This is a genomic window from Janthinobacterium sp. SUN026, from assembly GCF_030397625.1.
Classification (GTDB): Bacteria; Pseudomonadota; Gammaproteobacteria; order Burkholderiales; family Burkholderiaceae_D; genus Janthinobacterium; species Janthinobacterium kumbetense.
In genome coordinates, this window is record NZ_JAPQNU010000010.1 from 26,181 (window position 1) to 51,824 (window position 25,644).

The 25,644-nt window shown below is 65.3% G+C and carries 24 protein-coding genes; 7 read left to right on the forward strand and 17 right to left on the reverse strand.

Annotated elements, in window-relative coordinates:
- Nucleotides 1-52: 52 nt before the first annotated feature.
- Genes OX459_RS27380 through OX459_RS27395 form a run of 4 tightly spaced genes read left to right on the forward strand, consistent with a single transcriptional unit; the run spans nucleotide 53 to nucleotide 3,924 of the window.
- Nucleotides 53-1,150 carry a ChuX/HutX family heme-like substrate-binding protein gene (locus tag OX459_RS27380; RefSeq protein ID WP_289907479.1) on the forward strand — a complete coding sequence of 366 codons (1,098 nt, stop codon included), beginning with the start codon at nucleotides 53-55 and terminating at the stop codon, nucleotides 1,148-1,150.
- Complete coding sequence (locus OX459_RS27385) at nucleotides 1,138-2,076, forward strand: ABC transporter substrate-binding protein (RefSeq protein ID WP_289907396.1); 939 nt, start codon at nucleotides 1,138-1,140, stop codon at nucleotides 2,074-2,076. The genes OX459_RS27380 and OX459_RS27385 overlap by 13 nt, the downstream gene beginning before the upstream one ends.
- Complete coding sequence (locus OX459_RS27390) at nucleotides 2,073-3,125, forward strand: iron ABC transporter permease (protein WP_289907397.1); 1,053 nt, start codon at nucleotides 2,073-2,075, stop codon at nucleotides 3,123-3,125. Before OX459_RS27385 ends, OX459_RS27390 begins: the two co-directional genes overlap by 4 nt.
- A 10-nt stretch (nucleotides 3,126-3,135) precedes the next feature.
- A complete protein-coding gene (locus OX459_RS27395; protein ID WP_289907398.1) occupies nucleotides 3,136-3,924 on the forward strand; it encodes an ATP-binding cassette domain-containing protein in 789 nt (262 codons plus the stop codon).
- A 21-nt stretch (nucleotides 3,925-3,945) separates the two neighbouring features.
- On the opposite strand, the gene OX459_RS27400 is transcribed toward OX459_RS27395, so the two are convergent.
- From OX459_RS27400 to OX459_RS27425, 6 genes are all read right to left on the reverse strand, one after another.
- A complete protein-coding gene (locus tag OX459_RS27400; RefSeq protein ID WP_289907401.1) occupies nucleotides 3,946-4,380 on the reverse strand; it encodes a hypothetical protein in 435 nt (144 codons plus the stop codon).
- On the reverse strand, nucleotides 4,377-5,816 hold the full coding sequence (locus tag OX459_RS27405; protein WP_289907404.1) for an efflux transporter outer membrane subunit: 1,440 nt from the start codon (nucleotides 5,814-5,816) through the stop codon (nucleotides 4,377-4,379). Before OX459_RS27405 ends, OX459_RS27400 begins: the two co-directional genes overlap by 4 nt.
- Complete coding sequence (locus OX459_RS27410; protein ID WP_289907405.1) at nucleotides 5,813-6,883, reverse strand: HlyD family secretion protein; 1,071 nt, start codon at nucleotides 6,881-6,883, stop codon at nucleotides 5,813-5,815. Before OX459_RS27410 ends, OX459_RS27405 begins: the two co-directional genes overlap by 4 nt.
- A 27-nt stretch (nucleotides 6,884-6,910) precedes the next feature.
- Entirely contained in the window at nucleotides 6,911-8,446 is a 1,536-nt protein-coding gene (locus OX459_RS27415) for an MFS transporter (RefSeq protein WP_289907406.1), read from the reverse strand.
- Nucleotides 8,447-8,548: 102 nt separating this feature from the next.
- Complete coding sequence (locus OX459_RS27420; RefSeq protein ID WP_289907407.1) at nucleotides 8,549-9,469, reverse strand: LysR family transcriptional regulator; 921 nt, start codon at nucleotides 9,467-9,469, stop codon at nucleotides 8,549-8,551.
- Between the two features lie 77 nt (nucleotides 9,470-9,546).
- Nucleotides 9,547-10,245 carry a UPF0149 family protein gene (locus OX459_RS27425; RefSeq protein ID WP_034785080.1) on the reverse strand — a complete coding sequence of 233 codons (699 nt, stop codon included), beginning with the start codon at nucleotides 10,243-10,245 and terminating at the stop codon, nucleotides 9,547-9,549.
- Between the two features lie 104 nt (nucleotides 10,246-10,349).
- Between OX459_RS27425 and OX459_RS27430 the strand changes: the two genes are divergently transcribed.
- Together OX459_RS27430 and OX459_RS27435 are read left to right on the forward strand one after the other, a co-directional pair.
- Nucleotides 10,350-11,363: a serine/threonine protein kinase gene (locus OX459_RS27430; RefSeq protein WP_289907409.1), complete on the forward strand. Its 1,014-nt coding sequence runs from the start codon at nucleotides 10,350-10,352 to the stop codon at nucleotides 11,361-11,363.
- Between the two features lie 232 nt (nucleotides 11,364-11,595).
- The gene (locus tag OX459_RS27435) at nucleotides 11,596-14,040 is read left to right on the forward strand and encodes a hypothetical protein (RefSeq protein WP_289907411.1); all 2,445 of its coding nucleotides are present in this window, start codon (nucleotides 11,596-11,598) and stop codon (nucleotides 14,038-14,040) included.
- Between the two features lie 164 nt (nucleotides 14,041-14,204).
- On the opposite strand, the gene OX459_RS27440 is transcribed toward OX459_RS27435, so the two are convergent.
- The 11 genes from OX459_RS27440 to OX459_RS27490 form a co-directional block, all read right to left on the reverse strand.
- Nucleotides 14,205-15,158, reverse strand: a complete 954-nt coding sequence (locus tag OX459_RS27440) for a hypothetical protein (RefSeq protein ID WP_289907412.1) — start codon at nucleotides 15,156-15,158, stop codon at nucleotides 14,205-14,207.
- 208 nt (nucleotides 15,159-15,366) lie between these two features.
- Nucleotides 15,367-15,741, reverse strand: a complete 375-nt coding sequence (locus tag OX459_RS27445) for a hypothetical protein (RefSeq protein WP_046682297.1) — start codon at nucleotides 15,739-15,741, stop codon at nucleotides 15,367-15,369.
- 33 nt (nucleotides 15,742-15,774) lie between these two features.
- Nucleotides 15,775-17,013: a TerD family protein gene (locus tag OX459_RS27450; protein ID WP_289907414.1), complete on the reverse strand. Its 1,239-nt coding sequence runs from the start codon at nucleotides 17,011-17,013 to the stop codon at nucleotides 15,775-15,777.
- Nucleotides 17,010-17,996: an HpcH/HpaI aldolase/citrate lyase family protein gene (locus OX459_RS27455; protein WP_289899329.1), complete on the reverse strand. Its 987-nt coding sequence runs from the start codon at nucleotides 17,994-17,996 to the stop codon at nucleotides 17,010-17,012. Before OX459_RS27455 ends, OX459_RS27450 begins: the two co-directional genes overlap by 4 nt.
- On the reverse strand, nucleotides 17,989-19,089 hold the full coding sequence (locus OX459_RS27460; RefSeq protein ID WP_289907415.1) for a cysteine protease StiP family protein: 1,101 nt from the start codon (nucleotides 19,087-19,089) through the stop codon (nucleotides 17,989-17,991). The genes OX459_RS27455 and OX459_RS27460 overlap by 8 nt, the downstream gene beginning before the upstream one ends.
- Nucleotides 19,086-19,838, reverse strand: coding sequence for an HAD family hydrolase (locus tag OX459_RS27465; protein WP_289907416.1), 753 nt, complete (start codon nucleotides 19,836-19,838; stop codon nucleotides 19,086-19,088). The genes OX459_RS27460 and OX459_RS27465 overlap by 4 nt, the downstream gene beginning before the upstream one ends.
- Nucleotides 19,816-20,973, reverse strand: a complete 1,158-nt coding sequence (locus OX459_RS27470; protein WP_289907417.1) for a phosphoribosyltransferase domain-containing protein — start codon at nucleotides 20,971-20,973, stop codon at nucleotides 19,816-19,818. The genes OX459_RS27465 and OX459_RS27470 overlap by 23 nt, the downstream gene beginning before the upstream one ends.
- Nucleotides 20,970-22,007: an ATP-grasp domain-containing protein gene (locus OX459_RS27475; protein WP_289907418.1), complete on the reverse strand. Its 1,038-nt coding sequence runs from the start codon at nucleotides 22,005-22,007 to the stop codon at nucleotides 20,970-20,972. The genes OX459_RS27470 and OX459_RS27475 overlap by 4 nt, the downstream gene beginning before the upstream one ends.
- Nucleotides 22,008-22,106: 99 nt before the next feature.
- Nucleotides 22,107-22,823 (reverse strand): TIGR00266 family protein, encoded by a 717-nt coding sequence (locus OX459_RS27480; protein ID WP_070224704.1) that lies wholly within the window; start codon nucleotides 22,821-22,823, stop codon nucleotides 22,107-22,109.
- 106 nt (nucleotides 22,824-22,929) lie between these two features.
- The gene (locus tag OX459_RS27485) at nucleotides 22,930-23,505 is read right to left on the reverse strand and encodes a TerD family protein (protein ID WP_086146096.1); all 576 of its coding nucleotides are present in this window, start codon (nucleotides 23,503-23,505) and stop codon (nucleotides 22,930-22,932) included.
- Between the two features lie 225 nt (nucleotides 23,506-23,730).
- Nucleotides 23,731-24,813 carry a DUF475 domain-containing protein gene (locus OX459_RS27490; RefSeq protein WP_251350920.1) on the reverse strand — a complete coding sequence of 361 codons (1,083 nt, stop codon included), beginning with the start codon at nucleotides 24,811-24,813 and terminating at the stop codon, nucleotides 23,731-23,733.
- Nucleotides 24,814-25,060: 247 nt separating this feature from the next.
- Between OX459_RS27490 and OX459_RS27495 the strand changes: the two genes are divergently transcribed.
- Entirely contained in the window at nucleotides 25,061-25,486 is a 426-nt protein-coding gene (locus OX459_RS27495; protein WP_099664992.1) for a divergent PAP2 family protein, read from the forward strand.
- The last annotated feature ends 158 nt before the right edge of the window (nucleotides 25,487-25,644 follow it).

The following is a 25,644-nucleotide window of genomic DNA, read 5'->3' on the forward strand; positions in this document are numbered from 1 at the left end:
AGCCAGCCCATGCCAGCCAGTGTTCGCCTTGAAAGGAGACACCGTGACGAGCATGCCCCCTATTTGCAACACCGAGCTGGTCGCCAGCGAATTTGCCCGCCTGCGCCGCGAGAAGAAAGCCCGCCACCGCGACATCGCCGAGGAACTGGCCATTTCCGAAGGCGAGTTGATCGCCGCGCATGCCGGCTTGTCGCCGGCCGATGGCGCCTTGCTGGTCGCCGAGCGCCTGCAGGCCGACTGGCCCGCCATCATCGCCGCGCTGGAACCGCTGGGCGAAGTCATGGCGCTGACGCGCAACGCTTCGTGCGTGCATGAAAAGACGGGTGTCTATCGAAAAGCCAGTCACAACAACCACGTGGGCCTGGTGCTCGGTGGCGACATCGACTTGCGCGTGTTTTATCGCCAGTGGGCGCATGGCTTTGCCGTGCGCGAAGTGAGCGAAAAAGGGGGCGCGAAGGAAGTGCAGCGCAGCCTGCAATTTTTCGATGCTGCCGGCCATGCCGTGCACAAGATTTTCATGAAGCCGCAAAGCGACCTGGCCGCCTATGACGCGTTGGTCGCGCATTTTGCCGACGCGGACCAGGCGGCCGGCATCGCCGTGACGGCGCCGGCTGCGCCGCCGGCCGAACTGCCCGACGCGCAGATCGACGTGGCCGGCTTGCGCGCCGCCTGGGCCGATTTGCGCGACACGCATGAATTTTTCACCCTGCTGAAAAAATATTCGGTCTCGCGCCTGCAAGGCCTGCGCCTGGCCGAGGCGCGCTTCGTGCAGCAGCTCGACAAATCCTGCGTGCTCGATCTGCTCAACAGCGCCGCCCTCGAAAAAGTCGCCATCATGGCCTTCGTCGGCAATGCGGGCATGATCCAGATCCATTCGGGGCCCGTGCACAAGATCGCCGTGATGGGGCCGTGGATCAATGTCCTCGATGCGCGCTTCAACCTGCATTTGCGCGAAGACCATATCGCCAGCGCTTGGGTGGTCAAAAAGCCTACCGTCGACGGGCTGGTGACGTCGGTGGAACTGTTCGACGCCAAGGGCGACACCATCGTCATGTTCTTCGGCGAACGCAAGCCGGGCGTGCATGAACTGTGCGAATGGCGCAACGTCGTCGAGCGCGTGCTGCAGGAGGGTGAACTATGCGCCGCATGATCGCCGCCAGCGTGGCGCGCCGCATCGCGCTGAAAAAAATGGGGGCGGGAGCGTTGGCCCTGGCCGCGCCGATGCAGGTGCTGGCCGCCGTGGCCGACGCGGGCAAGCCGCTTGTCAAGGCGCGGCGCATCGTCAGCGTGGGCGGCGCCCTGACGGAAATCGTCTACGCGCTCGAGGCGCAGGGCGAACTGGTGGGCGTCGATACCACCTCGCTGTATCCGGCCGTGGCGCAGCAGCTGCCGCAGGTCGGTTATGCGCGCACCTTGTCGGCCGAGGGCGTGCTGTCGCTGGCGCCCACGCAGCTGATCGCCACCGAGGAGGCGGGGCCGCAAACGGTGCTGCGCCAAGTGCGCGACGCGGGCGTGCCGGTGGCGGTACTGAACGCGAATAACAGATTCGAAGGCTTGCTCGAACGGGTAAAACAGGTGGGCCAGATCACGGGACGCGCCGACCCCGCCGCGCGCCTGGCGCAAGCCTTGCAACAGCAGTGGGACGGCGCCCTGGGCAAGGTGCGCCAGCGCAGCCAATCACCGGCACAATCAGCGGTGCGCGTGCTGTTCATCCTCGCCCATGCGCCGAACCAGGTGATGGTGGGCGGGCGCGAGACGGGCGCCGACGCCATGCTGGCGTATGTGGGCGCCGTCAACGTGATGGGCGGGCAGGGCGGATTTGCCGGCTACAAGCCGCTCACGCCGGAAGCCGTGATTGCCGCGCGGCCCGACCTGGTGCTCGTCACGGACCAGGGCTTGAAGGCCTCGGGCGGCGTGGACGGCATCTTGAAACTGCCAGGGCTGGCGCAGACGCCGGCCGGGCGCAAGCACCGCATCGTCTCGCTGGAAGCCATGCTGCTGCTGGGCTTTGGCCCGCGCATGCCGCAGGCGCTGGCCGAACTCGATGCAGCGTTTGCCAAAGCCATGGCCGCATGAACGTGGCCTCCCTGGTGTCCGTCACGCCCTGGCGCTGGCCGCGCTGGGGCGCTGGCGGGCTGCTGGCTGCCGCCCTGGCGTGCGGCTTGCTCATCGCCGTGCAGGCGGGCGCCGTGCCGGTGGCGCTGGCCGACTGGCTCACGCCCTTGCAGGCTGGCGACGAGGCGCTGTCCGGCGGCGCGTATGTGCTGTGGCATATCCGCCTGCCGCGTGCCCTGTTTGCCATCCTGATCGGCGCCGCGCTGGCGCTGGCCGGCGGCTTGACGCAAGGGCTGTTCCGCAATCCGCTGGCCGATCCTGGCCTGCTGGGCGTGAGCAGCGGCGCCGCCTGCGCGGGCGCGGCCACCATCGTCTTTGCCGCCAGCCTGCACGTGGCGCCCGAGCTGCGCGTATGGCTGCTGCCGGCCGCCGCGTTCGCCGGCGCCATGCTCATTTGCGTGCTGCTCGACCGGGTCTCCCTCTGGGCCACGCCCGGCTCCATCGTCGGCCTGCTGCTGACGGGCGTGGCGCTGAACGCCATCACGGTGGCCGTCATGGGCCTGTGCATCTACCTGGCCAGCGACGACCAGTTGCGCACCCTGACTTTCTGGACATTGGGATCGCTGTCGGCCGGCAGCTGGCGCCAGGTGGCGGCCTTGCTGGTGGTGCTGGCCGGCGCGCTGTGGGCCACGCGCTTCCTGATGCGCTCATTGAACGCGCTGGCGCTGGGCGAGGCGCAGGCCCTGCACGTGGGCATCGACGTGGGCCGGCTGCGCACGCAGGTGATCGTGCTGGTGGCCGTGCTGACGGGCTTTGCCGTCGCCTGGTGCGGCGGGATCGGCTTCATCGGCCTGATCGCGCCGCACCTGGTGCGCACCTGGCTGGGCGCCGACCAGCGCAAGGTATTGCCGCTGGCGATGCTGATGGGCGGCTTGCTGCTGCTGTTGGCCGATACCCTGGCGCGCACGGTGGCCATTCCGGCGGAAGTCCCCGTCGGCATTTTCACGGCCTTGCTGGGCGGGCCATTTTTCCTGATGCTGTTGCGGCGCTTCCGCCACGGCACCGCCTGAAAGGATGCCCATGACGCCCCTGCTGGAACTCTCCTTCGCCACCACGCAACTGGGCCAGCAGTATTTCGGCCCCTTCAATCTGCAGGTAGCGTCGGGTGAGCGCATCGCCATCCTCGGCCCCAGCGGCGCGGGCAAGTCGACCCTGCTCAAACTGATGGCGCGCGAACTGCATCCGCAGGCGGGCCAGGTGGCGTTCGCGGGCCGGCCGCTGGCGCAGTGGCCGCTGGCCGAACTGGCCCGGCGCCGCGCCGTCCTGCCGCAAGGCTCGAACGTGGCGTTCGGACTGCAGTGCGAACTGGTGATCGGCCTGGGGCGGGTGGCGCGCCTGGTCGACCCGCAATTGGGGCAGATCGTGCAGGACGCGGCTACCCTGGCGCACGCCGCGCATTTGCTGGGCCGCCGCCTGGACACCCTGTCCGGCGGCGAACAGGCGCGGGTACAGCTGGCGCGCATCTTCGCGCAGATGTGGGATGTACACGATGGCTTGATACTCGTCGACGAACCGCTGGCGGCGCTCGATCCCGGCCTGCAGTTCGATTTGCTCGACAGCCTGCAGCAGTTTTGCGCCGCGCGCGGCCACGCCGTCGTCGCCATCCTGCACGACATCAATCACGCCTTGCTGGGCTTCGAGCGCCTGCTGCTGGTGCGTTCGGGGCAGCTGGTGGCCGATATCGCCAGCGATGCCGGCGCCGTGCCCGCCCTGGCGGCGCTGTACGGCATCGCCCTGACGACGGCGACCAGCAGCGATGGCGACGTGTGCGTCATCCCTGCCAGAAGCGCCGTGCGCAGGGCCGCCTGAGCGACTTACTCACTTACTCACTCACCACACGTCCGCCGTGCGCGGCCGCGCCATCTGGCCGCTGCCCAGCAGCCACACCATCAGCGCGTCGGCCTGTTCGCGCGTGGCCGCCACCTCCTGCAGGATGCCGAATGCCTTCATGGCGCCGGCCGCCATCGCCTGCAGGCGCGCGCGCTGTTGCGCGTCCGCCTCGACCGACACCAGGCCCCGGCACAGGGCGGCCAGCGCTGCCTTGTTGTGCTTGAGCCACAGGCCGCGCCGCTTGCGGTCGATGTGCGCTTCATCGCCGCGTTCCTCTTCGAACAGCATGACGAACGGTACGCCATGGCGCAGCAGGGCGTCCATGTCGTTTTCCCACAGCGGGGCATAGCCGGTGACGGCCGTTTCAGGGCGAAAGCGCACGACGGGAAAGTCGCTGACGTCGTGGATGGAAAAATGTGCGGGATTCGGTTTCATGGCGTGCTTCCTTGCGAGGTGGTTGAAAATGCCTGCCAGCCGCCGCCCAGCGCCTTGTAGACCTGGACCAGCGACAGCGAAGCGGTGGCGCGGCTGTCGACCAGCGCCGCTTCGTTGTTCAACAGCGTGTTTTGCACATGCAGCACGTTGATCAGGTCCGTGCCGCCCTGGCGGTACTGCAGTTCCGCGCTGCCCAGCGCCCGGCGTCCCTGTTTGACGGCTTCATCGAGGCTGGCCTGGCGGCGGGCGTTGGCCTGGTAGCCAGAGAGCGCGTCTTCCACCTCGTGCCAGGCGGCCAGCACTGTCTGGCGGTAGGCGATGGCCGCTTCCTGCTGCTGCGCTTCGCGTAATTGCAGGTTGCCGCGCAGGCGGCCGCCATCGAACAGGGGCACGCTGAAACCGGGGCCGAAGGCGAAGCGCTTGGCGTCCCAGCCGATGTCGGACAGCTGCATCGCCTGCAGGCCGATGCTGCCCGACAAGGTGATGCGCGGATAAAAGTCGCCTTGCGCCACGCCGATGGCGGCCGTGGCCGCGTGCAGCTGCGCCTCGACGCGGCGGATGTCGGGACGCCGCTCGGCCAGGCTGCTCGGCACGCCCAGCTGCACTTGCAGGGCCACGCCCGGAATGTCCTTGCCCGCCGCCAGTTCCGCCTGCAAGGCTTGCGGCGGCAGCGCCAGCAAGAGGGCGAGGGCATTGCCCAGGCGCGCTTCGCGCTGCTGCAGCGGCGGCAGGCGCGCTTCGATGGTGGCCACGTGGGCTGCCGCCTCGGCCTCGTCGAGTTGCGTCGCCGCGCCTTCGCGCAGGCGGATGCGCGTCAGGTCCAGGGTATGGCGGGCGATATCGAGCAGTTGCTGCGTGATGGCCAAGGTCTGCTGCGCGCCGCGCAACTCGATGTAGTCGCGCGCCGTCTCGGCCAGCACGGCCAGCAGCACGCCGCGCTGCGTTTCCACGGCCATGTCGACGCGTGCGTCGGCCGCTTCCACTTCGCGCCGCACGCGGCCCCACAAGTCCAGCTCCCAGGCCGCATCGAGATTGCCTTGCCACAGGCTGTAGGCGGACTGGCCGTTGTGGCGCGACGGGTCGCTCAAGCCTTGTTCGCTGCTGCGCGCGCGGCCATAGCTGCCATTCGCGCCCAGGGACGGGCCTTGCGCGGCGCCGGCCACGCCGCGCGCGGCGCGGCTCTGTTCCAGGCGGCTGCCTGCCGCCAGCACGTCGAGGTTGGCGCCGGCGGCGCGCTGCAGCAGGGAAGACAGGGTGGCGTCGCCAAAGCTGTCCCACCAGCGCTGTTCGATGGCGCCATCCAGGCTGGCGGCGAAACGGGCATCTTCCGCCTGGCGCCATTGTTGTCCCAGATCATGGTGCGGACGCTGGAAGTCGCTGCCGACGCTGCCGCAGCCGGTCAGGCCCAGGGCCGTGAAGAGTATCAGTGCTTTCATCGCGCGCTCACCTGTTGCAGCTGTTGACGGCGCATGGCCGTATCGATGCGCACTTCGGCCGACATGCCCACGCGCAGGCGGGCGTCGCCATCCTGGCCGGGATCGAGCGCGATCCTGACGGGGATGCGCTGCACCACCTTGGTGAAGTTGCCGGTGGCGTTTTCCGGCGCGATGGCGGCGAACGTCACGCCCGTGGCGGGCGCGATGCTGTGCACCGTGCCGCGCAGGAGCATGCCCGGATAGGCATCGACGGCGATGCTGGCGCGCTGGCCCTGGCGCACGTGGGTCAGCTGGGTTTCCTGCAGGTTGGCGACGACGAAGCTGCGGTTCAATGGCACCACGGCCATCAGGCTGGCGCCAGGAGCCACCAGGGCGCCGACACGCACGGCGCGGCGTCCGACGATGCCGTCGATGGGGGCGAGCAGCTGCGTATGCGACAGATCAAGTTCGGCCCGTTGCAGGCTGGCGCGGGCGCGCAGCAGGGCCGCTTCGGCCGCGCCTTGCTGCGCCTGCAGAATGTCCGTCTGCTTGCGGGTGGAGACGAGGGCGGCGCGGTTCTGGGCCAGGCGCGCGCGGCTCACGTCGAAGCGCGATTGCGCCTGCTGCGCGTTTTGCACGCTGCCCGCGCCCTGGCCGGCCAGGTGCTGCGAGCGGGCCAGCTCCTGCTGCGCCAGTTTGTCTTCCGCCTGGTTGGCGTCGACCAGGGTCGTGGCTTGCTCGATCACCGATTGCTGGCGTTGCAGGGTGGCGCGGGCATAGTCCAGCTGCGCTTCGGCGCCGGCGACTTCGGCGCGGGCCGAGGCGGCGGCGGCCTGGTAGTCGCGGTCGTCGATGCGCGCTAGCAGCTGACCCGCCTTGACAGTCTGGTTGTCTTCCACCAGCACTTCCCGCACGATGCCGCCCACCTTGGGGGAGAGCACGGTGTAGTCGGCGCTGACGAAGGCGTCGTCGGTGGCTTGTTCGTCGCCACGGGCGAACAGCAGTTGCCAGGCGCAAAAGGCGAGGGCGCAGGCCAGCAAGGCCAGGCCGAGAAGAAATGCGCGCGAGCGCAGTATGGGTTTTTGCATGGTGAAGCTCTTTCGTAACAATGGAAATCAGGCTGCGCGCGGCGGATAGACGCGCGTCGGCAGGATGGGAATGATCAGGATCATGGCCAGCGCGATGGCGGCGACAATGAGGTACAGGTCGGACGAGGTCAGGGTGACGACTTGCGCATGCATGCGCTGCGCAATTCCCGCCATGTCTACGCCGGCAGGCAGGTTGCCCAGGCGTTCGCTGAGCACCGTCGAATGAAAATGGTTGCGGCGCGTGATCAGCGCATCGAGCACGCCGGTGGCGACGACGGCCGACATGCCCTTGATGGTGTTGAACCAGGCGGAGGCGAAAGGACCATCCTGCGGCGCCAGGCCCGTGGTGGCCAGCAGCAGCAAGGGAATCACGGCCATCGGTTGCGCAAAGATCTGCACCGCCTGCAGCAGGTAGAAATGCGTGCGGATCCAGTCCGGCGACATGCGCGCGCCGAGCACGCAGGACAGGGCCAGCAGGGCCAGGCCGATGGCCAGCACCCAGCGGCAGTCGACGGCGCGGATATTGCACAGGGCGGCCACCAGCGGCAAGGCGATCAACTGCGGCAGCGCCACCATCAGCATCACGGGCGCCGTTTGCAGCGGACGGTAGGCGTGCACCTGCGCCAGGTAGGACGAGGGAATCAGGATCACGGCCAGCAGCACGAACAGCACGCCGCCCAGGGTCAGCAGGGCGTGGCTGAGGTTGCGCCGCGACAGCAGCTGCAGCTTGAAAAACGGCAGCGGATGCGACCATTCGTTGATGAAGAACAAGACGAGCAGCAGCAGGCCGCCGCCCAGCAGCACGCAGATCAGCGGCGAGGCGAACCACGCGAGGCGCTCGCCCTGCAGCAATCCCACCACCAGCATGCTGATGGCGGGCAAGCCAAGCAGCAGGCCGCGCCAGTCGAACTGGCGCAAGCGCTCCAGGCGCAGCGGGTCTTGCGGCAAGCCCCAGGACACCATCAGCAGGGCGACGATGCTGCCCGGGACGATTTGCCAGAACGCCCATTGCCAGCCCAGGTATTCCGTCCAGAAGGCGGCCAGCGGCGTGCCCAGGCTGGGACCGAAGGTGGCGCTCAGCGCGTAGCCGCCCAGGCCATACAGCTTGATGTTCGGCGGCAGGAAGCGCAGCGCCACCGTCATCAGCATGGGCGGCAGGGCGCCGCCGGCCGCGCCCTGCACCACGCGCAGGAACATCAGCACGGACAGGTTCGGCGCGAACGGGCAGAGCACGCCGGCGGCCATGCAGACGAGGATGGCGGCGGCCGTCAGGCGCCGCAGCGAGAAGGTGACGGAGCACCACGGCGCGAACGCCATGGCCGACACCGAGGCGGCCGCATACAGGGCGACGAGCCAGCTGGCGTCGTCGCGCGCGATGCCCATGGCGCCGCGGATGTCGGCCAGCGCGACCTTGGTGATGTTTTCATTCAGGCCGGACACCAGCACGGCCAGCAGCACGCCGGCCAAGCCCGTGGCCAGGCGCAGGCCAAAAACGGGGGGCGCGGGCGGTGCAGGGGGAGGCGGCGCCGTCGGGACGGCGCCGGGTAGCAGTACAGCGGACACAGGGAACTCCGTGGATGAGAATCAGTCCACGCAGTATAGGTAGCCGTTAATCTTGTGAAAATTGATAATTAATGAAGTCTGAATTGCGTCTGACGCAATGATTCAGGTGCCCGGCGGCGCACTGCCGCACAGCTCCTTGATCATGCGGCGCAGCCAGCGGTGCGCATGGTCGTGGTCGAGGCGCGGGTGCCAGGCCTGGAAGACGTCCACGCTGTCGACGGGGATGGGCAGCTGGAAGGTGCGCAGCCTCAAGCCCAGGCGCTCGACGATGGCCAGCAGGGGCGTGGGCATCAGCGGCAGCAGCAGGCGCGAATCGGCCACGGCAAAGATGGCCGACTGGAAGTTGGGGCTGATCAGCGAGACCCGGCGCGTGTAGCCCCGCTCCGCCAGGATGGTGTCGAAGGGACCGCGCGCCAGGCCGCGCCGCGAGACGCTGATATGTTCGTACTCGGTAAAGCTGTCCAGGTTGACGGGGCCGTCGAAGATCGGGTGGTCGCTGCGGGCGATGCCGACAAAGCCGGTGGTAAACAGCTGCTGCAGCTTGATGTCGGGTGCAAAGGCGCGCCGCGCGCTGATGTACAGGTCGACGCGGCCCGCGTGCAAGGCGTCGTTTTCCGTGGCGCCATCGCCTTCGGGCACGAAGCGCAGCACCGTGTGCGGCGCATGGCTGGCCAGCAGGTCGCGCAGCTTGCCGCCGTAGGCGCCGACAAACACGTCGTTGGCGCACAGGCTGAAGGTGCGTTCCAGGGTGCGCAAGTCCACTTCGCGGCCGGACGTGAAGATGGCGTGCGCCTGCTCCACCACGCCGCGCACCTGTTCGCGTAATTCCAGCGCGCGCGGGGTGGGCGCCAGGCCGCGCCCGGAGCGCACGAAGACGGGGTCGCCGATGGCGTCGCGGATGCGCGCCAGGGTGCGGCTCATGGCCGGTGCGCTCAAATTCATGCGCCGCGCGGCAGCCACGGCGCTGCCTTCTTCGAGCAGGATATCGAGGGCGACGAGCAGGTTCAGGTCGGGGAGTTTCATGCGGCGATTATAGCCCGGGGGCCAATGCCAGCGCTGCGCCGGCAGGACGCCGGCGCATCAGGGGATGCTGTTGCGGATTACTCGGCTGCCGGCTCGGCGCCGCAGCATTTCTTGAACTTCTTGCCGCTGCCGCAAGGGCAGTCGTCGTTGCGGCCCACTTTCGGCTCTTCGCGCTTCATGGTTTGCACGGGAGCCTTGCGGCGCGGTACCCAGAAACGGTGGATGGCCGGCAGGTTCGCTTCCAGTTCCTGCGCCAGCTTGTGCGCCTTGACCGGGTCTTCCACCAGTTTCAGCTCTTCTTCCTTGATTTCGTCGGCGCCCAGCAGGTAGATAGGCTGCATCAGTTCGGCCACTTCGGAATCCCAGATCTCGTTCCACGAGCCAGGACGCAGTTCCATGCCGTCCCAGAAGCCCCAGCACCAGGCTTCGGCGTCGATCAGGGTCTGGCCTTCGTAGTCGTGTTCGACGAACAGGGCTTCGAACTCCTTCGGCGCCACTTCAAACGTCACCAGCACTTCGTTCATGAAGCGCATGATCAGGTTGACGATGCGCTCTTCTTCCTTGCTGTTCTTGAATTTTGGCGCATCTTCGGCATCTTCGCCCCACACGCGCGGCAACCATTCGGCCGGCATGATCGGTTCCGGGCCGATGGCGACGGCCGTCAGATAGCCGTGCAGCATATCCATGGTCATCGCGTCTTCGGAGCAGCGCTCCGACAACAGGAATTGGTCTAATTCGTCGAATTCTTTTTCTGATAATGGCTGTTCGAGTTGCATGGCTTGCTCTTTGTATTGAATATAAGCCGCCAGTATACGCCTTGCGGCGCTTCATCACCGAAGTCTTTGCACCGGCGTCCCGCGCGCGCCTTACAATGTCGCTTATGCACAATGAAAACCAGCCGCACGAGGACGACCGGCCCGTCCATCCTTTTTCCGCCCTGAGCCCCGATTGCGTGCTCGACGCCCTCGATAGCGTGGGGCTGCGCGGTGATGGCCGTCTGCTGGCCCTGAACAGCTATGAAAACCGCGTCTACCAGGTCGGCATCGAAGACAGCGCGCCCCTGGTGGCCAAGTTTTACCGTCCCGCGCGCTGGAGCGATACGGCCATCCTGGAGGAGCACGCGTTCGTGTCCGAGCTGGTCGAGCGCGAAATCCAGGTGGTGCCGGCGCTGGAAATCAACGGCAGCACCCTGCACCAGTACCAGGGTTTCCGCTTTGCCGTCTTCCCCCGCCACGGCGGCCGCGCGCCCGAGCTGGGCGACCCGGCGACCCTGGAATGGATAGGGCGCTTCATCGGCCGCATCCACGCAGTCGGCGCGCTGTCCACCTATAAGGAGCGTCCGGCGCTCGACCACCAGACGTTCGGCGTCGAGCCGCGCGAATTCTTGCTGGAAGGTAATTTCTTGCCGCCCGAATTACTGGCCGCGTATTCCAGCGTGGCGCAGCAGGCGCTCGACGGCGTCAAGCGCTGCTATGACCGCGCGGGCGACGTGGCCGTGCTGCGCACGCATGGCGATTGCCATGGCGGCAACGTGCTGTGGACGGATGCGGGCCCCCATTTCGTCGATTTCGACGATAGCCGCATGGGCCCGGCCATCCAGGACCTGTGGATGATGCTGTCGGGCGAGCGGGGCGACATGGTGCGCCAGATGAGCGACATCCTGGCCGGTTACGAGGATTTTTGCGATTTCGACCCGCGCCAGCTGTACCTGGTCGAAGCGCTGCGCACCCTGCGCCTGATCCATTATTCGGCCTGGCTGGCGCGCCGCTGGGACGATCCCGCCTTTCCCGTCGCCTTCCCGTGGTTTAACACGCAGCGCTACTGGCAGGACCGCATCCTCGAGTTGCGCGAACAGGTGGCCTTGATGGATGAGGCGCCATTGTGGCCTGTTTAAGCACGCGATAAAACGCCCATGGCGGCGTTGCATTGCCTAGGCGTACTATTCGTACTGCCTTCGGCAATGCGCCTTGCCCTGAGCATTTTCTCGGACGCTTAAATCCCTGGCAAATCCTGAAAAGAGCGGTAAAACAGGCTCTTCTTGCTGCGCTGATTTGTGCATGCCTGTTCGATAATGGTGGTAATAAATTCCCATAAGCAACGGAATTCACCCGAATAAGCGAGAAATCATGCAAGCACAGCAAAATCAGCGCCAGGCCGCCTCCCTCACCGTCGCGTATTCCGCCGACGACGAGTTCGACCAGGACAGCATGGTCTCGCTGCATGATTTCAAGGACCTGGAGCGCAAGACCGAGGCGCCCGTGCCTGCTGCGCCAGTCGCCGCTGAGCTCCCTGCGCCCCAGCCGCCAGCCGAACCGGCAGCGGAAACCGACGCCAAGGCGCCTGCCGCCGAACGCCAGAGAATGGAATTGAAAGCCATCCACGAGGCGATTGCCCGCGTGGAAGCGGAAGCGAAGGCCACCTGCGCCGCCGAAAGCCGCGCGCTGGCCGAGGCGCGCGTGCGCTCGCTGGCCGAGGACCGCGCCGCCATCGACGCCGCCGCCGCCGCTGCCGCACAGCAAAATGCACAGGCGGCCGAAGAGGCGATTGCCGCCAACCGCGAACGTCTCGATACCATGCGCGCCGCCGCGCAAGCCAGCGTGGCCCGCCTGGAAGCCGTCAAGCAGGAAACGGCCGAATTGCGCGCCCGCGTGGAATCCGACAATGAAATCCGCCTGGCCGCCGAACAGCGTGCGCGCGCCGAACAGGAAAGCCGCTTGCGCGCCAGCGAGCAAGTGGCCGTGCAGTCGGAACTGGCTGAACAGGCCGCCCGCGCCGCTGAAGAATTGCAAGTGCAGACGGAGCAGGCGCGCCTGCAAGCCGTCGAGCGCGTCGCCGCCGTGCAGGCGGCCAAGGAAGAAATGGTGGGCATCGCCTCGGCCGACGCCAGAGTCGCCGTGCTGGCCCGCGAGCGCGAGCGCCATGCGCACGGCGCGCGCCAGACGGCGCAGATGCTGGCCGAAGCGGAAAGCGAAGCGCTGGACTTGACGGTGCAGCGCGAGCGCGCCGACCAGATCGCGCTGGAATCGGCCTTCAACCGCGCCGCCGCCGAAGTGCGTGCCCTGGAAGAAGCGCGCGCGCTGGCGCACCTGGAGCAGGAACGCGAAGCCATCGCGCTGGCGCAGGCGGAATCGGAACGCCATGCGGCGCAATCCCTGCGTTTGCGCCTGCAGACGGAAAAGGAATTGCGCGACGCGGCCATCCACCGCGAGCGCCTGGAAATGGTCGCCGTGGCCAGCGCGCAGGCGCGCCGCGATGCCGACGTGCGCATCCTGGCCGCCACCGAGGCGCGCATCGAGGTGGACCGCCAGCTGCGCGCCGTGGCGCTGGCCCGCGTGACCGCCGAACAGGATGCGGAAATCGCCGGCCACGCCAAGCTGGAGGCGGAAACGGCCGCACTGGAACAGACCAAGGCACGCGAAGCGGCCGAGCAGGCAGCTGCCGTCGCGGCGGCCCGCGAACTGGAAGAACAGCAGCGCGCCGCCAGCCTGGCGCATGAGCGGGCCGAACTGGCGCGCCAGGCGGCGGAACTGGCGGCCAGCCAGAACGACGCCGAGCAGGCCGAGGTCGATGCTGGAAAAGCAACTTTAGCCGCGCAGGAACAGGCAGCGCAACTGGCGCAGGAAAAAGCCTTGCAGGCCGAGCAGCTGCTGCAGGCGGAACAGGAACGCCTGGCCGCCGAACAAGCCGCCATCGCCGCCTTGAAAGAAAAACTGGAAGCGGAAGCGCTGGCGTGCAACGCGGCGCAGGAACGCATCGCCGCCGAAGGCGCGCAGGCGGAACTGCTGCGCGGCCAGCATGCGGCCGAACAGTCCTTGCAGGAAGCGGCGCAGAAGGAAGCCGACGCCATCCGCATCCTGATGGACCAGGCGCTGGTCGAAGGCGAGCAGAAAGCCGCCGCCGCGCAAGCCGTGCAGGCGCAGGCGCGCCTGGCCGTGGAACTGGGGCAGGTGCACAGCGAGCGCGCCCGCGTGGAAGAGGACAAGGCGCAAGCCGCCGAAGCGCTGCTGGCGTCCGAGCGCGATTTCGTCGCGGCCGAACGCGAGTCGCTGGCGCTGATCGCGCAAAAACTGGTGCAGCAGCGCCAGACCAGCAGCGCCGAAGAGCGCGCCTCGCAAGCGATTGCCGGCCGCCTGGAAGCGGAAAAGCAGGCGACGGCGGCAGCCGACGCGCGCGCCGCGATGGAGCAGCAGGCGCTCGACGCCATGCGCCAGCGCGAGCAGCTGGAACTGGCCGCGCAGCAGGCCGCCAGCGAGAAGCTTGCTGCACAGCAAGCCTTGCTGGCCAGCGCCCAGGCCCACGCCGCCCTGCAGCGCAAGGCAGCCGAGACGACGCGCGCGATGGCCGAGGCCAAGCAGCAATTGCTGGAGATGGAAACGGCGCGCGCGCAGCAGCAGGAGCGCGAACTGGCCGCCCTGCGCGCCAGCCTGGAGCAGCCGCAAAGCGCGTTTTCCAGCTCCTTGAGCGCCGCCCGCGCGAAAGCCGAACAAGTGAGCTCGGCCAGCTTGACGCGCGAAGTGATCGAGCGCCTGACGCAGCCGAATGACGCGGGAGCCGTCTGGCGCTCGCGCTAGGCAGGATACCGAAGCAAACCTACTGCGCGGCGCGCTTTGCGGCTGGCGATGCTCGCCGTACTGGAAGTACGGTTGCGCTTCTCAGCCACAAATCACTGCCGCTCGCTACGGTTTTGTTCGATATCGTTACTTTAGTGGAAGAGAAGATTTTTTACATTTTTCCATCAGAATTTTCTCCCCACCCCCACCAGTAGCACATCCGCATCGCGGTGATAATCCGTCACCACCCGGTTCCACGCCACTTGCGCCACCCAGCGGCGGTTGGCGTGGTAGCGGGCCACGGCCGACAGCAAGCCTGTCAGGCGCGTGCCGTGGCCCTGGGTGTCGCGCCCGTCCCACGCCACGTAGGGGCCGCCGCCCATGCCGAATTCCACCTTTTCATTGAGCGAGCGGATCAGCCACAGCTGGGCGGCCATGCCGCGCCGGTGCGCCAGGTCGGCGTTGCCTTCATCGAGGGCGGTGACGGTCCAGTCCACATATTTTCCCGCCGCGCGCCGGTATTCCAGCGTAAATGGGCGCGAGGACTCGGAGCGCAGGCTGTTGACGATGGTGTGGCCCGTCGCCAAGGTCAAGGTGTCGTCGTACGCCCAGTTCTGCAAGTGCAGCTTGGCGCCCGGCACGCCGTCATAGCGGTAGCCGGCGCCGAGCAGCAGGTGCGTGGTGTTGTCCTTGCCGTCGGGCTTGATGCGGTTGAGCTGCGCTTGCGCATACCAGCGGTTGTCGAATTGCCAGCGTGCCTGCAGGCTGACGATGGAGCCCCAGCCGTGGTCATTGTCGAAGTTGTGCAGGCCGTCGTCGGTCCTGGCCGTGTCGAAGAAGAAGTAGCGGCCCACGCCGGCCCCCAGCATCAGGCCTTGCTCCACTTTTTTCGTGCGCAGCCAGGCCTGGCCCGCCATGCCGTCGCGGTGATGGTCTTGCGGATGGCCCTCGTTGATGTAGGACAGGCTGACGGCATTGTAGTTGCCCACCGGCTGCGTGTAGCTGACGGCGGCCACAAAGGTGCGTTCACTGGTCGAGCTGACTTTCAGGGCGCCGGCCATGCCGGACAGGTCCTGTGCCCGGGCGGACAGGGGGTGCGAGGCGGCCAGCAGCGCCAGGACGATGAATGGTATGCGCATGACGTTTCCAGTGACGGGTGAATACACGCTGACGATCGGCTGGCGGAGCGACATGCGATGGCACAAGAATCTTGCACATTGACTACATTTGTAAACTGTTCAGCCAGAAATTGTCACAAGTGTACAAGAAAGTGGAATGTGTGAGGCGCCGGCCTGGTAAGGCTGGCCGGCGCGGGACTGCTGGACTTGCGGTCGTATTGCTGTCTTATTACTGGCTCAATACGACTTTATCGGCAAAATATTCCGTCTCGCCGAAGCATTGCGTGGGCACGCCCTTGTGCTGGCTGTAGGTGACGAGGATGCGCTTGCCGGCCGCGGCCGTCAATTGCTTCGCCACTTCTTCATCGCGCACGCTGAACTGGAATTTTTCCGGGATGGTGCCCGGCAGCGCCGTCAGCAGCAATTCACCTTCCCATGTCTTGCAGATCCAGCCCCGCTTGGAGAACTTTTGCAGGTAGCCCGCCCGTTCGCCTTCCGAGTACGAGAAGCTGAGGGCCATCCACGTGTAGGCTGCCAGCAGCAGGAAGCCGGCCACGAGGAAGATGGCGAAGGCGAAGGTGACTTTTTTGGTCGTTGGGGTCATGTTGGGAGGTGAATTGTTTAATTGGAGAAAGAATTAATCTTTCCGTCCGGCTTTCCAGTTGAGACCAAAGTTGTAGCGCTCGTCCATCGCCTGGTGCGCCGTGATTTTACCTTGGCCGCCGAAGTATTCCACCAATTTTGTCACCTGCAGGTTGCCGCCGTGGTTTTCCAGCATGGCGATGGCGCACATGGCGTGCTGGCTGTCGCTGTCGAGGCGCACTTCCACGGTCGGCTGGCCGGGAATCTCGATCGTCACGACGCCATCCGTGGCGGCCCAGTTCGGCACGCCTTCGTAGATGAACGCGTACACGAGCACGCGCTTGATCTGGTCGAAATGGGTGCCGTTGATGAAGATGTTTTCGCCGCTGCTGACGCTGCCCGTGCGGTCGTCGCCTTCCAGGTGGATGTACGGCGGACGGTCATATGCGCCCCAGCTGTTGCCCAGCGCCTGCACGGCGCTCTTGGCGCCGCTGCTCATTTCGAACAGGCAGCCGATGTCGAGGTCGATGCCGCCCGTACGGCCGGCCGGCTTGTTGAACAGCTTGCCGAGGAAGCCCGTGTCCAGTTTCGAGGCGGGCGCCTGGCCTTGCGACGCGTTCTGGTTCCAGTTCAGGTTGACACGGATGCGGCCATAGCCGCCGCTGTCGCGCTTGTCGAGCGAAATCTTGTCGCCGCGCTTTTCCAGGCGGATCTTCGACAGCGAGATTTTATTCGCCGCCGGCGGGGTTGCTGGCGCTGGCACGGGAACCGGCGCCGGGGACGATTGCGCCGCCTCGCTGCCGCCGAAGTGCTTCAGCAGCGCCGCCAGGCCGCCCGCGAAACCCTGGCCCACGGCGCCGAAGCGCCAGCTGCCGTCGCGGCGATACAGTTCGCCGATGATGACGGCTTTTTCGTCCTGGAAGTCATTGCCCGTGAAGGCAAACGTGGCTGCCTGGCCCAGCGCCATGCTGGAATTTCCCAGCGCGCGCATGCTGCCCTGTTCCGTCGCCGCCGTGAAGACCAGCTTGTCGATGGAGGCGGGCAGGCGGGAAAGGTCGATCTGGAAGGTGGAGCGGGGGCCGTTCAGCTCCACCGTGATGGCGTTGTCCGGCGCGTTTTTCTGGTTGAAGAACACCATGTAGCGGTCGTCCGACAGCTTGCCGGCCGCATCGACGCCGAAGCAGCTGACGTCCACTTCCATCGAACCCGATACGATATCGAGCGTGACGGCAAACGGGCCATTCAAGCCCAGGTCAGCCAGTTTGCCTTTTTGTCCGCGTGTGAAATTGGTCATGGTCGTGCAATCCCTTCGTCGCTTGAGAGTTGAGTCAATGAGGTAGTCGGTGCGTGCGCCGGCGCCGTGTCGGCCGCGTGGCGGATGCCGAACAGGCGCGCCTGCTCGATGATGCGCTGCGCCCAGCTGCTGTGCGTGGCCACTTCGCACATCGATTCCTGCATGCGGAACACGGCCGGGCTGTCCGGGTCGATGATGCGCAGCGCCAGTTCGATGTCCGACTGCGCCACCTGGTAGTGGCGTTCGATTTGCGGCACCTGGTCCGGGTGGATGGCCGTCTTGGCGATCATGCCGTGGGCCATGTCCTGCGCCACTTCCGCGTCCAGCCAGCTGCCTTGCGACAGGTGTTCGAAGACGGGCGCCGTCAGCTGGAAGCCGTGCGGCTTGAAGATGGTCACCAGGCGGCCGATGACCTGTCCCAGCGGCGTTGAATAGATGGTGCCGCTGGTAGGGCGGCGCAAGCCCAGCAGGGCCAGCAGATCGTTGCCGCCGATGCGCAGGGCCAGGATGCGGCGGCGCACTTCCGGCGCGGACAGGAGGAGGCGGAACTGCTTCATTTCCTCGTCGTCGAACACTTCTGCCGTTTCCAAGGTCGGCATCAGCAAATGGTGCGTGTGGCGCACCAGCTCGAAATACGCGGCGAAGTTGTGGCGCGTGGACTTGGGCAGCACGAAGCCGCTCAATTTGTCGGCGCCGGGCATGGACAGCACGCGCGCCAGCACTTCGAGATTACGCACGCGCACGAAGCGCAAGGTATCCGATTCGGCGCCCATGTTTTGCAGCGCCAGCGACAAATTGAACAGTGCGTAACTGAGGTCGCGTTCCGCGATGGCGTCTTCGGTGCAAAGTATGACCGAACGCAAATGGCTGAATTTGTCGCCATTGGCGATCGCCAGCAAGTCCTTGTGCGTGGTCGGCACATACATGGAGGCGCCCAGCGCCGCCTTGTGCTCGCTTTGCGGGTGTAGGGAGTTGTTATCCATCGACTGCGCTCCTGATAAGGGCGACCGCCTGGTAAGGCAGCGCCGGTTCTACTGTGACGGGTATGGCTTTTTCCTGCGCCAGAAGCAGCAAATGTGCCACGTCCGGCGCATTCGTGTCGCGCACGATCAGGCGCTCGGGCACGCGGCGCAGCAGCACGCGGGTCGCTTCGCCGATGCCTGGCTTGATCAGGTTGATGTCGCTGATGCCGTATTCCTGCTGCGCCGCGGCCATGTAGGCTTGCGAGCGGGCCGCCATGGCTGGCGCATCGCTCGCTTCGGCCAGCGGGATGCCGCTGCTGGCGGCAATCGCCATGGCGTCGGCCACGAGGCCGTCGGCGAAAGCGCGCGACTGGTCGTGCTGTTCGAACTGCGCGTAATACACGCAGCCGTGGAAGTCGTCCGGGCCGATGGCTTCATTCAACACGGAGCGGCTGACCAGGCCCGAGACGGTGGCATTCAAAATGCTTGACGGGATCAGGTAGTCGCTGGCCGAGGCGGCGCAGGCGGCCGTGCCGGCCAGGTCGGACAGCACGAACAGGCCGCCGTCGATCGCCGTGCCATTGGCGGCGTTGAAGTCGTTGACGGTCTGGCGCAGTTCGCGCGAAATCACGCCCTTGCCCGTCCAGCCATCGACGAAGACGAGGGAGGCGTCACCATGGCCCTGCGCCAGGATGTGCTGCAAGGCTTTCGCGTCGATGCCGCGGTCGCGGATGATGGAGACGGAATAATGCTGGCACTCGCGCTGGAACACCTGGCGCAGCAAATGGCCCAGGATGACGCCCACTGGCGTGCCGGCGCGCGCCAGCGACACCAGCGTGATGGGACCCGTGCGGCGCGCCGCGATCAGGGCCGCCAGGCGCAGGCAGTCGCGCGCCATCTGCAGGCGGTTGGCCGCGAACGCGCTCTGGAACAGGGCCAGGTAGGCGGGCGAGGGCAGGGATTCCGGCGACAGCATTTCGCTGTAGTGGCGCTGGCCCGACTGGATCAGCCGCTCTTTTTCGGCCAGGTCGAGGATGGGTTCGAGCGCCATCGGCGTGAGCAAAAACTCCACGTCTTCCTGCCGGTAGCTGCCGCTGAAATGCTGCTTGTTCATAGCGCCGCCACCGTAAGTGCCGCCAGCTGGGTGCCGTTGGGGATGATGGCGTAGTCGCAGGCGGCCATGAAGCGGGCGTCCGAACGGCTGTCGCCCATGCCGAAGCTGACGATGGGGCCGTGTTCGGCTTCCAGTTCCGCGCGCAGGTAAGCCACGGCGCGCGCCTTGTTCAGGGTCTTCGGCAGCACGGCCAGGTTGTTGCCGTTGCGGTGGATGAAGTAGTCGCTGCCTTCCGTGGCGATCCACTGCTGCAGCACCTGCTCTTCGATGTCGGCCAGGCGCTCGCCGCGCGCTTCATGGTCCTTGACGACGATGTAGAACGGCGTGTTGTAGTCCTCGATCAGGCGCGCGCGCGAAGGCATGCCCGTTTTGGCCTGGAAATCGTCGATGATGTGCATGGCGTCCCGCAGACCGGGCAAGGCCGTCTGCATGTCGTCCTGCATCAGGGACAGCCAGCCCGCATCGAGCGCGCCGCCCGGCTGCAGCACGATGCCGCCGTAATCGAGCACGCTGTAACTGGTAAACGGAAGGTCGACGCGGCGGAAGGCGTCGCCATTTCTCGCCGTGGCGGGAATCAGGGTCATGCCGCTTTGCGCAAAGTCAAAGAAGGCGCGCTGGCGCGCCGTCGTAAACGAGCAGGCGTCGCCATTTTTCAGATAGGCGGCAGGCTGCAGGTCGGTCTCGCCGGGGCATTTTTTCGGGGTCTGGAACAGTGTGTCGTCCAGATCAACAAACAGGAATTTCTTCAATTTTGGTCTCTGACTGAAAGTGGAACAGGCGGCCATTGAGCTGGCCGGCGAGTTGCATGAGGGCCGGGCTGGCCGGGGTTTCATGGCAGATGAAAACGTGCTGGTACTGGCCGGGCGCCACGTTGTACAGGTAATTGGTGATGCCTTCGCCGTAATTGTCGTCGCAGCGGACGATGTGGCCGACGGAACCCCACGACAAAATCGGCGAGCGCGTGGTCGATTGCACCACCACGTTCTTGCCCAGGCTTTCCAATTCGCGCGCCAGCAGGAACGACGGATGCATGAATTCGCCCGTGCCCAGCACCAGCACGGAATCGCCGGCGCCGATTTCCTGCGCCAGCTGCACCGCCAGGCCTTGCGGCGGATTCAAGGCGCGTCCCACGCCGATGCGCCCGAACGCGGGGCTGGCGCCCCGTTCCGCATTCGCCTCGAAGCGCTGCGCGCTGGCCGCCACGGGTGCCGGCGCATCGCCGGCCTGGAAGGCGTACTGGCCGGACAAGGCTGCGCCTATGCTGGTGGGCAGGCCGAAACGCTCACTCAAGCCCGCGTTGGCTGCCTGGCCCATGAAATTGGTGATCACGCCCAGGTGCAGCTTTTCCAGCTGCGGATAGCGCGCGCGGCACACTTGCACCAGGTTGGCGAAGGTGTTGCCGGTCGACGCTTCATCGTCGATCAGCACCAGGCTGCGAGCGGTGGAAAACAGGGCGCTGGCCACGTCCGAAAAATGCAGGAACTGGCGCGGCGCGTGGCTGTGCGATTCCTCGAATTCGAAGAAGGGCACGCTGCCCACGCGGTAGCGCGAGCTGTGCAAGAACAGGGCCTTGCCATTCGGGTTCGCGCGCAGCCACGCCTCGAATACGCCCTGGCCCAGGCCGACGGCCGTTTCCGCCATGGCGATGAAGACCACGGGGCCGGGCAGGCTGGGGGGAATCTGCGCGGCCAGGTCGTCGTGGATGGTTTGCATGGCGCGCGGCGTGACGGGCCAGTGCTTGCCCAGCACCTTGGACAGGAACAAAAAGCCCCGCTTGGCGTTGGCGCGCGCGGCAAAGCCGATCAGCCAATCCAGCGGAAAGCGCGCCTCGTCCACTTTCAAGGTCAGTTCGCCCGTGGGCATCTGCTGCTTGACGAGGTTCATGGCAGCTCCACGGCGTAGGCGGCTTCGCCCACGCGCATGCCTTCCTGGATGGCGGGCACGGTGAGCTTGTCAAAGCCCTGGTCGAAACCGGCCAGCGCCAGGTAGGGCAGGTTGGGACCGGCCGCGCACGCCATGCCGATACCGCCCGACATGCGCGGATTGATCTCCAACAAGGCCAGGCCATTCGCGCCTTCGCGGAATTGGATGTTGAAGACGCCATTCAGGCGGTAGTCGCGCGCCAGTTTGTCGCAGGCCGCCAGCAAGTCGGCGCGCAGCTCGATCAGCTGGCCGCTGCCGCCCCCGTGCAGCTTCTTGCGCGGCACGGCGCAAATGAGCTTGCCCTGGTCGGCGACGCAGTCGGCGCTGTATTCGTGGCCATCGAGGTATTCCATCAGCAGCAGGGTCTTGAACGTTTCCATCTGCGCCAGGCCGTTGCGCAGCTCTTGCGCATTGATCTGGTAGGCGGCGCCGGCCAGCAGCAGCTGGGCGCTGGTGCGCTCTTCATCGAGAATGGCAAAGCCCAGGGCATACACGGATTCGGACGGCTTGATGCACAGCTTGCGGTGCAGCGGGCGCAGTTCGGCGCAGGCGGCGTCGTATTCGGTGATGTTTGTGACGGCGCGGTAGTCGGCCGGGCGCGCCATGGGCAGATCGAGGCCGTCGCAGAAGCGCGCCTTGTCATGCATCAGGGTCAAGGTCTCTTCGCTGGCCACGCTGAGCACGCGCGTGCCGATGGCGGCGAAGCGCGCGCTGGCGCTGCCGATCAGGCCTGCTTCCTTGCCGGGCCAGAAAATCGTGATGCCCCGGCCGCGGCAAAATTCCAGGCACCACTCGACATAATCGAGACCCGTGAGGCCGGACGGTTCGACCGCGTATTCGTGGGCCGCCAGGAAGGCGGCCGCGTGCGCGTTCGTATTGCTGCATACGAGGTGATAGCGGGGCGCGCCGTTTGTCGCGGCCATATCGGCCTCGCGGATCAGGCGCATGGCCGTGCCGACGGAGGAAAATGTTTTGTTGAACCAGACTCTTTGCATGTACGGGGACCGGGTGGAAATAGGGGGAAGCCGCGCGCAGGTGCGCGCGCGGGGATTCTAAGCGGCCAGACTTAACCTGGCCTTATAGAGGAGGGGGAATCAGCCGGCTTTGCCGCTGGCCGTCCACTTCAGGAAGGCGTCGCGATTGCGCGAGCAGATGAACACCTTGCCCGAGCCGGAAAAGCGCAGCACGATGCCTTCGCCGCTTGTCACGCTGTTGACGATATTGCCGAGGAAGCCGCCGATGCCGCCGCCGCCCGAACCGCCGCCCGTGGTCACGGAAATCTCGTATTTCAGGCTATTGTCCCAGCACACGACGTGGGAATTGTCGATCACGACATCCTTGCCCGGCTCGACATCGAGCTGGAACATGGAGCCGAAGCCGGACACCACCACTTGCCCCGTGCCAGCCGTCTCCATGACGAAGAAGCCGCCCGATTGGGCGAACAATGCGTTGCCGATGCTTTGCGTGCGCACCTTCATTTCCGTGCCCGAGGTGGCGGCGACAAAGGCGCCGTCGTTGAGCAGGTACTGGCGCGCGCCCACGTCGACCACTTCGATGGCGCCCGGCAGGGTGGGCGAGAGCAGGCAATCGCCGCTGCCGCGCACCGCTTCGATGTGCTGCTGGAAGAACGATTCGCCATTCGCGAAGCGGCGCATGATGGCGCTGCCCAGGCCGCCCGTCATCTTGCCTTTCAAGTCCAGCGCCGTTTCCATCATCACCATCGCATCGGATTCGCAATAGATGGTTTCGCCCTGTTTCATGCTGACGTGGAGGAAAGGATCGACGTCGCCCGTGACACTAAATACTGGCATGATAAATCTCCAAAAAAAAGCCGCCTGAACTGTGCAGGCGGCAGTAATGATATGACACTAGTCCAATTCATCGCAGAAAGCCAGGCAGGCTTTCTGCGTGTGAATTTTAGGCATTGACGCCGAACGAGCGGGCCAGTGGGCCCAGGCCGCCGTTGAAGCCCTGGCCGATGGCCTTGAACTTCCATTCGCCGTTGTAACGGTAGATTTCGCCAAAGATCATCGCCGTTTCCGTCGAGCTGTCTTCGGACAGGTCGTAGCGGGCGATTTCTTTTTCGCCTTCCGCGTTCAGGCAGCGGATGAAGGCTTTCGAGACCATGCCGAAGTTCTGGCGGCGCGCGTCGGCGTCGTGAATAGTGACCGTGATGCTGATGCGGTCGATGTCGTTTGGCACGCGGGTCAGGTCGATTTCGATGCGCTCATCGTCGCCTTCGCCTTCGCCCGTGGTGTTGTCGCCCGTGTGGACGACGGAGCCGTCGGTCGACTTCAGGTTGTTGTAGAAAATGAAGTCAGAGTCGCCACGGACTTTGCCGTCGCTTTTCAGGAGGAAAGCGCTACCGTCAAGGTCGAAGGTGGCGCCGTCCGTCGAACGAGGATCCCAGCCGAGGCCGACGATGATCTTCTTCAGGTTCGGTGCTTCCTTGCTCAGGTTGACGTTGCCGCCTTTTTGCAAACTGATTGCCATGTGGTGCTCCTTTTCAGTAATTAACTCAAAACGCCAATCAAAACCTACTGCGCGTCGTAATTTGCGGCCTGCGATGCTCACTGTACCTTCGTACAGTTGCGCTTCTCTGCCACAACTTCCTTCCGCTCGCTACGGTTTTGTCAGGTGTTGTTAAACATGCCTTCATGGGATGAGCGCAAGGCGCTCGTGCCATTACTCTCTCAATTGGGGGCGGAACCCCCGATTTCAAGCTTGTGCCGCGTGCCGTTTGCGATAACGCAAGGATGACCACAGCGAGACCAGGATGAAGGCCACGCCCGACAGGCCCGTGAACCACTCCGGAATATGGTACTTGACGGACGCCAGCATGATCAAGGCGAGGATGCCGATCGCATAGTGGGCGCCGTGCTCCAGGTAGACGAATTCGTCCAGCGTGCCCTTGTGCACCAGGTATACCGTCATCGAGCGCACGAACATGGCGCCGATGGCCAGGCCCAGCATGATGATGACGACGTCGTTGGTGATGGCGAACGCGCCGATCACGCCGTCAAAGCTGAACGAGGCGTCCAGTACTTCCAGGTACAGGAAGCCGCCGATGCTGCCGCGCGCCACGGTTTTTACCAGGTCGCCATTGCCGTTCCTGGCCGGCGCGGCGTTTTCTTCTGCGTCATCCTGCAAGTCCGGTTCGCCTTCTTCCAGCAAGCCGCTGATCCAGTTCACGCCGATGTAGACGGCGATGCCGACGATGCCCGACGCGAGCACGCTGTATTTTTGTTCCACGGGGCCCATCGCCACGCAGGCAGCCACGGCGCCCATGGTGATCAGCACGGCCAGGCTTTCGGTGCCCAGCGCGTTGACTTTTTCCTCGGCCCAGCCCAGCCAGTGCAATTCCTTCTCGTCGTCGAACAGGAAGTTCAGGAACACCAGCAGCAGGAAGGCGCCGCCGAAGGCTGCCACTTGCGCATGGTTGTCCGTCAGGTGCTTGGCGTACACATCGGGCGTGGTGGTGGCCATGGTCCATACGTCGACGAGGCCCAGGCCCGTGGCGACGGAAACGATGACCAATGGAAACAGCAGCCGCATGCCGAAGACGGCCACGAGGATACCTACCGTCAAGAACAGTTTTTGCCAGAATTCATTCCAGTGACGTAAGACCGAGGCATTCACCACCGCATTGTCGAACGACAGCGACACTTCCATGATGCCCAGCACGCCCGTGATCCACAGCGCCTGGATCAGGCCCGGCATGCCGCCATGGCTGTAACCCCACCAGCCTGATACAGCCATCAGGATAAAAGTGACTAAAAAGGAAATTCTGAAATGCCGCATGAGGACCCCGTTGCAAATATGAAGACGTTTGATTATCCGCGCCGCTGTACGCGCCGCACTCGGTGTTGATATACGTCAATTGTTGTATATGCCATGATTTTATATTAGTTGCCGCTGGGGGCGGCGTTTTATAGGCCGACGACAGACAGTTCTGCTGGCGCGGCCGATCTGCGATAATTGCGGCGCGCCAGTCTGGCTGCCGCAGCCCCTGACACATTCTCTACATATATATAAGAAGGAATACCCCGTGGATATCGCTTACCTCGTCACGCCCCTGATCACCTGGATCCTGGTCGGACCGATCAAATTCCTGATCAACAGTGTCCGCACGCGGCAATGGGCGTTCGGCCTGGTCGGCAATGGCGGCTTTCCCAGCAACCATAGTGCCGTCGTGTCCAGCATGGCGACCCTGATCGCCTTGCGTGAAGGCATCGGCCATCCCGCCTTCGGCGTGGCAGTGACCCTGGCCTTCATCGTCATCATCGACGCCAACAGCCTGCGCCAGCACGTGGGCAAGCAGGCGGCCGCCATCAACCGCCTGGCCAAGGAAGCGGCCAGCCCCGCGCATACATGGTTGCGCGAGCGCATGGGCCATACCCTGGTGGAAATCGCCGGCGGCCTGTGCACGGGCGTGGCCATCGGTTTCCTGATCAACTATGTTTTCGGCCGCTAAGTTCGCTTCCCCTGAAACGCAAAACCCCGCTTCAAGGCGGGGTTTTGCGTTTCAGGGCGTAAAAACTACGTTTCATCCATTGATTAAAGCATTACAGGAAACCGCCGATTGACATGCCCGGACGCGCTCATGGATACTTTGGCGCTTGTGGTTTTAAT

Bases quoted from the DNA above. Each gene is read 5' to 3' on its own strand.
- OX459_RS27450 (WP_289907414.1), bottom strand. From the start codon at position 17,013: ATGACCAATTTCACACGCGGACAAAAAGGCAAACTGGCTGACCTGGGC.
- OX459_RS27410 (WP_289907405.1), bottom strand. From the start codon at position 6,883: ATGCAAAAACCCATACTGCGCTCGCGCGCATTTCTTCTCGGCCTGGCC.
- OX459_RS27445 (WP_046682297.1), bottom strand. From the start codon at position 15,741: ATGACCCCAACGACCAAAAAAGTCACCTTCGCCTTCGCCATCTTCCTC.
- OX459_RS27490 (WP_251350920.1), bottom strand. From the start codon at position 24,813: ATGCGGCATTTCAGAATTTCCTTTTTAGTCACTTTTATCCTGATGGCT.
- OX459_RS27425 (WP_034785080.1), bottom strand. From the start codon at position 10,245: ATGCAACTCGAACAGCCATTATCAGAAAAAGAATTCGACGAATTAGAC.
- OX459_RS27470 (WP_289907417.1), bottom strand. From the start codon at position 20,973: ATGAACCTCGTCAAGCAGCAGATGCCCACGGGCGAACTGACCTTGAAA.
- OX459_RS27485 (WP_086146096.1), bottom strand. From the start codon at position 23,505: ATGGCAATCAGTTTGCAAAAAGGCGGCAACGTCAACCTGAGCAAGGAA.
- OX459_RS27455 (WP_289899329.1), bottom strand. From the start codon at position 17,996: ATGGATAACAACTCCCTACACCCGCAAAGCGAGCACAAGGCGGCGCTG.
- OX459_RS27385 (WP_289907396.1), top strand. From the start codon at position 1,138: ATGCGCCGCATGATCGCCGCCAGCGTGGCGCGCCGCATCGCGCTGAAA.
- OX459_RS27460 (WP_289907415.1), bottom strand. From the start codon at position 19,089: ATGAACAAGCAGCATTTCAGCGGCAGCTACCGGCAGGAAGACGTGGAG.
- OX459_RS27390 (WP_289907397.1), top strand. From the start codon at position 2,073: ATGAACGTGGCCTCCCTGGTGTCCGTCACGCCCTGGCGCTGGCCGCGC.
- OX459_RS27475 (WP_289907418.1), bottom strand. From the start codon at position 22,007: ATGCAAAGAGTCTGGTTCAACAAAACATTTTCCTCCGTCGGCACGGCC.
- OX459_RS27435 (WP_289907411.1), top strand. From the start codon at position 11,596: ATGCAAGCACAGCAAAATCAGCGCCAGGCCGCCTCCCTCACCGTCGCG.
- OX459_RS27380 (WP_289907479.1), top strand. From the start codon at position 53: ATGCCCCCTATTTGCAACACCGAGCTGGTCGCCAGCGAATTTGCCCGC.
- OX459_RS27480 (WP_070224704.1), bottom strand. From the start codon at position 22,823: ATGCCAGTATTTAGTGTCACGGGCGACGTCGATCCTTTCCTCCACGTC.
- OX459_RS27440 (WP_289907412.1), bottom strand. From the start codon at position 15,158: ATGCGCATACCATTCATCGTCCTGGCGCTGCTGGCCGCCTCGCACCCC.
- OX459_RS27430 (WP_289907409.1), top strand. From the start codon at position 10,350: ATGCACAATGAAAACCAGCCGCACGAGGACGACCGGCCCGTCCATCCT.
- OX459_RS27400 (WP_289907401.1), bottom strand. From the start codon at position 4,380: ATGAAACCGAATCCCGCACATTTTTCCATCCACGACGTCAGCGACTTT.
- OX459_RS27405 (WP_289907404.1), bottom strand. From the start codon at position 5,816: ATGAAAGCACTGATACTCTTCACGGCCCTGGGCCTGACCGGCTGCGGC.
- OX459_RS27420 (WP_289907407.1), bottom strand. From the start codon at position 9,469: ATGAAACTCCCCGACCTGAACCTGCTCGTCGCCCTCGATATCCTGCTC.
- OX459_RS27395 (WP_289907398.1), top strand. From the start codon at position 3,136: ATGACGCCCCTGCTGGAACTCTCCTTCGCCACCACGCAACTGGGCCAG.